Here is a 4,684-nt window from a genome sequence, read left to right on the forward strand (position 1 = left end):
CCTATAGCCAGTGGCGCCATGGACGTTAATTGAAGCGGTATCGTTTCGACTAAGCGTGCACGATCCTGTGCTGGCTTAACGGGTAATGATGGCTTCATTTTAATCGCCAGGACCAACACGACAACGCCAATGATGACAGCAGGAATAAACAAAAACTTACGATTTACGGCCATTCTTATGTCCTTATATAACGTCAGGGGTTAGGAATCCCTGAGTCATGAGTTTTATATTGTGCTCAAATAATTGAGACAAGAAATCAGCATTCAGTTCAACACCATGTAAACGAAGCATGGCAGGAGGCGCAAGAAAAGGAAAAACCATTAAACTGATGTAGGAAAACCGACACAGTTTAGCATCCATTTCTGAGCGAATAACCCCGCTAGACAATAACTTATCAAAGATAATTACTTGCATTGGTTGAGTAATATCTAAAAACACTTTTTCGACTAATTGGCGCTGAGAGTCATTGGCGGGCATATTCATGACTTGGACGATTAAACGAGGCAGCTTAGGGGTTTTAATCATGACCTGATAATAGGTTCGCATCAGGTCAATCAGATTTTTATGAGTACTGTCTTTAACCAGCTTGCTCATTTGCTGGCGCATCGGTGATAAAGCATCACGCAACATCGCTTCAAACAGTCCTTCTTTATTGCCAAAGTAGTAGCGAATCATCGCAATATTGACACCGGCTTTATCCGCTATTTTTCGAGTGGACACTTTGTCATAAGACATCAACGTGAATAATTCTTGCGCACTCGCTAAAAGCTTATCTCTCGACTCAGTGTCTTGACGCGGTCGCCCTACTTTTCTCTCGCTATTGCTCATGGTTATCCCACATATTAATCAACCGATTAATTATAGGCAGATAAAATCGCAACCGATAGGTTAATAATTAATCACAAGTTCATCATTTGATTAATTTATGGATCTTCGCAATTTCAGTGGCTAACTGATCCGATATGAGTAAAAAATCAACTTAATGGTTGACGTTGTAACTGGAGTGCGGTACTAATTTGTTAACTTAATTTTGTGGTTTCTTTAACTCTCTATAGGAAGCAGTTAACAATGACAAAGCAATTTTCTATCCTGCTCAACCTCCTCCTTATCGTGAAACAATCGCGCGGGTAGGTCATGGAAGAAAATTAGCCACACAAGAATTCCAAAAGCCCGCACTGAGATGCGGGTTTTTTTGTAGTTATGGACTGGAAGTAAACGATTAACTGACGCTAAGACGTCTAATCACTAAGGAAGCAAATATGAGTAATCAGGTCATTATATTCGACACCACGTTACGTGATGGTGAGCAAGCATTGTCAGCAAGTTTGACCGTTAAAGAGAAACTGCAAATTGCTTACGCACTCGAACGCCTTGGTGTTGATGTGATAGAAGCTGGTTTCCCTGTGTCCTCTCCGGGTGATTTTGAATCTGTTCAAACCATCGCTCGTCACATCAAGAATAGCCGCATCTGTGGTCTTTCTAGAGCCGTTGCAAAAGACATAGATGCAGCAGCAGAAGCATTGAAAGTGGCCGAAGCGTTTCGTATTCATACTTTCATTTCAACCTCGACGATTCACGTGCAAGATAAATTGCGTCGTAGCTATGATGACGTCGTTGAAATGGGGGTAAAAGCGGTTAAACATGCTCGTAAATACACCGATGACGTCGAGTTTTCGTGTGAAGATGCAGGGCGAACACCGATTGACGACCTTTGCCGCATGGTAGAAGCTGCGATCAACGCAGGGGCAAACACCATTAATATTCCCGATACGGTTGGCTACACGGTACCGAATGAATTTGGTGGCATTATTCAAACACTGTTCAACCGCGTACCTAATATTGATAAAGCAATCATATCGGTACACTGTCATGATGACTTGGGTATGTCTGTTGCCAACTCAATTTCAGCTGTCCAAGCGGGTGCTCGCCAAGTTGAGGGAACCATTAACGGTATCGGTGAGCGTGCAGGTAATTGCTCATTAGAAGAAATAGCCATGATCATCAAGACTCGCGAGGAATTGCTAGGTGTTCATACGGGCCTAAAACACGATGAAATTCACCGCACCAGCAAACTGGTTAGCCAACTTTGTAATATGCCGATACAAGACAACAAAGCGATTGTTGGCGCCAATGCCTTTAGTCACTCCTCAGGTATTCACCAAGACGGTATGATTAAGAATAAGAACACTTATGAAATCATGACCCCTGAGTCTATTGGTCTGAAGAACAAGGCATTAAACCTTACCAGTCGAAGTGGCCGTGCGGCAGTAAAGAACCACATGGACTCTATGGGATATAAAGACGAAGAATACAGCCTAGATGCTTTGTATGAAGACTTCTTAAAATTGGCCGATCGCAAAGGCCAAGTCTTTGATTACGATTTGGAAGCATTGGTCCACTTCTCAAACCTTCGTGAAGAAGACGACTTCTTCAAGTTGAACTATCTAAGTGTTCAGTCTGGCAGTGTCATGGCTACAACGAGTATTAAGATGCTTTGTGGCGATAAAGAGACATCAGAAGCCGCGGTTGGTAACGGCCCTGTTGACGCTCTTTACCAGTGTATCTATCGAGTTACAGGTTATGATATTGTGCTAGATAAATTTGACCTAACCGCGAAAGGTGAAGGGGAAGATGGTTTAGGTCAAGCTGACATCATCGCCAACTATAAAGGCAGGAAATACCACGGAACCGGTATTTCTACTGATATCGTCGAAGCATCAGGCCAAGCGTTACTGCACGTAATTAATAGCATTCATAGAGCCGATGAAATCGCTGAAATTAAACAAAATAAAGTCGCGACGGTATAAGCCCAAACAGAATAAATGCGTTCATGCCTGAATAAGAGCTCCTTATTAGGCGTGAACCAAAAACATCATATATTTAAAGGATTAACATGACAGACAAAAATTACAAAATCGCAATTTTACCCGGTGATGGCATTGGCCCTGAAGTCATGCAGCAAGCGCATAAAGTACTTGATGCTATTCAGAAGAAGCACGCGATCAGCTTCTCTCGTGAAGAATACGATGTCGGCGGTATTGCGATTGACAATCATGGCTGCCCACTTCCAGAAACAACTATCAAAGGCTGTGAAGAATCTGACGCGGTATTATTTGGCTCTGTCGGTGGCCCAAAATGGGAACACCTTCCGCCTAATGATCAACCAGAGCGTGGCGCACTGCTCCCGCTACGTAAGCACTTCCAACTGTTTTGTAATTTACGTCCAGCTCAAATTCATACGGGCCTAGAAAATTTCTCACCGCTTCGCGCCGATATTTCTGAGCGTGGGTTTGATATTGTCGTGGTTCGTGAATTAACTGGCGGTATTTACTTTGGGCAACCTAAAGGCCGTGAAGGCGAAGGCGCTAACGAAAAAGCATTCGATACTGAAATCTATCACCGTTTTGAAATCGAACGCATTGCTAAAATTGCCTTTGAGTCGGCTCGCCTACGAGGCAAAAAAGTATGCTCTGTCGATAAAGCCAATGTACTGCAAAGCTCAATATTGTGGCGTGAAGTGGTAGAAGAGATTGCCAAAGACTATCCAGATGTCGAGCTTTCTCATATCTATATTGATAACGCGACCATGCAGTTAATTAAAGATCCTTCTCAATTCGACGTGATGCTTTGCTCTAACATTTTCGGTGACATCATTTCTGATGAGTGTGCAATGATTACAGGCTCTATGGGCATGTTGCCATCCGCTAGTCTTAATGAAAGCCAATTTGGTCTGTATGAACCTGCAGGTGGAAGCGCTCCAGATATCGCTGGTAAGAACATTGCAAACCCAGTGGCTCAGATTTTATCTGCTGCGTTAATGCTTCGTTATAGCTTAAACGAAGAAGAAGCGGCTCAAGATATTGAAAGCGCCGTTTCTAAAGCACTATCAGCAGGAGAACTTACCGCTGATCTTGCTGGCAACAATCCAGCACTGACTACCTCAGAAATGGGCGATAAGATCGCTGAATATATTTTAAATTCATAATAATAATGACTGTCGTCAATTAAGTACGCTAACGCCCATGACTCGAACCTTTTCTGATTTATGGGCATAACACAGTGACAACGGCGACAAGGAAAGGAAGCAACAATGTCTAAAACACTGTATGAAAAAGTCTACGACGCGCACGTAGCTGTCGAAGCGGAAGGCGAAAACCCTATCCTTTATATTGACCGCCATCTGGTTCACGAAGTGACTTCCCCGCAAGCGTTTGACGGCTTGCGAGAAAAAGGACGAAAAGTTCGCCAAGTCAGCAAGACGTTTGCCACGATGGATCATAACGTTTCAACAACAACCAAAGACATCACTGCCTCAGGGAAAATGGCGCAAATCCAGATGGAAACGCTATCAAAAAACTGTGAAGACTTCGGTGTTACCCTCTACGACCTTAACCATAAATACCAAGGTATCGTGCACGTGATGGGGCCTGAGCTAGGCATTACTCTACCTGGCATGACGATTGTTTGTGGTGACTCGCATACTGCTACTCACGGCGCATTTGGTTCACTAGCATTTGGTATCGGCACCTCTGAAGTAGAGCACGTTCTCGCAACTCAAACGTTAAAGCAAGCTCGTGCTAAAACGATGAAAATCGAAGTAAAAGGCAAAGTAGCGGCGGGGATTACGGCTAAAGATATTGTTCTCGCTATCATCGGAAAAACAACCGCAGCAGGCGGGACAGGC

The 4,684-nt window shown here is 43.6% G+C and carries 4 protein-coding genes and 1 pseudogene; 3 read left to right on the plus strand and 2 right to left on the minus strand.

Annotated elements, in window-relative coordinates:
* Both ACP45E_RS01545 and ACP45E_RS01550 read right to left on the minus strand, forming a co-directional pair.
* Positions 1-173: pseudogene (locus ACP45E_RS01545) on the minus strand (efflux RND transporter periplasmic adaptor subunit); the annotation flags it as partial.
* Between the two features lie 10 nt (positions 174-183).
* Positions 184-828, minus strand: a complete 645-nt coding sequence (locus ACP45E_RS01550) for a TetR/AcrR family transcriptional regulator (protein ID WP_017038110.1) — start codon at positions 826-828, stop codon at positions 184-186.
* 431 nt (positions 829-1,259) lie between these two features.
* Here ACP45E_RS01550 and leuA point away from each other — a divergent pair, with 431 nt between their 5' ends.
* From leuA to ACP45E_RS01565, 3 genes are all read left to right on the plus strand, one after another.
* Positions 1,260-2,807 carry a 2-isopropylmalate synthase gene (leuA, locus tag ACP45E_RS01555; RefSeq protein ID WP_017036548.1) on the plus strand — a complete coding sequence of 516 codons (1,548 nt, stop codon included), beginning with the start codon at positions 1,260-1,262 and terminating at the stop codon, positions 2,805-2,807.
* A gap of 86 nt (positions 2,808-2,893) precedes the next feature.
* A complete protein-coding gene (leuB, locus tag ACP45E_RS01560; protein ID WP_017036547.1) occupies positions 2,894-3,985 on the plus strand; it encodes a 3-isopropylmalate dehydrogenase in 1,092 nt (363 codons plus the stop codon).
* A 105-nt stretch (positions 3,986-4,090) separates the two neighbouring features.
* The coding region (locus tag ACP45E_RS01565) for an aconitase family protein (RefSeq protein WP_241824244.1) at positions 4,091-4,684 on the plus strand (594 nt) is incomplete at its 3' end.

The organism is Vibrio genomosp. F10 str. 9ZD137 (assembly GCF_049974785.1).
Taxonomy (GTDB): Bacteria; Pseudomonadota; Gammaproteobacteria; order Enterobacterales; family Vibrionaceae; genus Vibrio.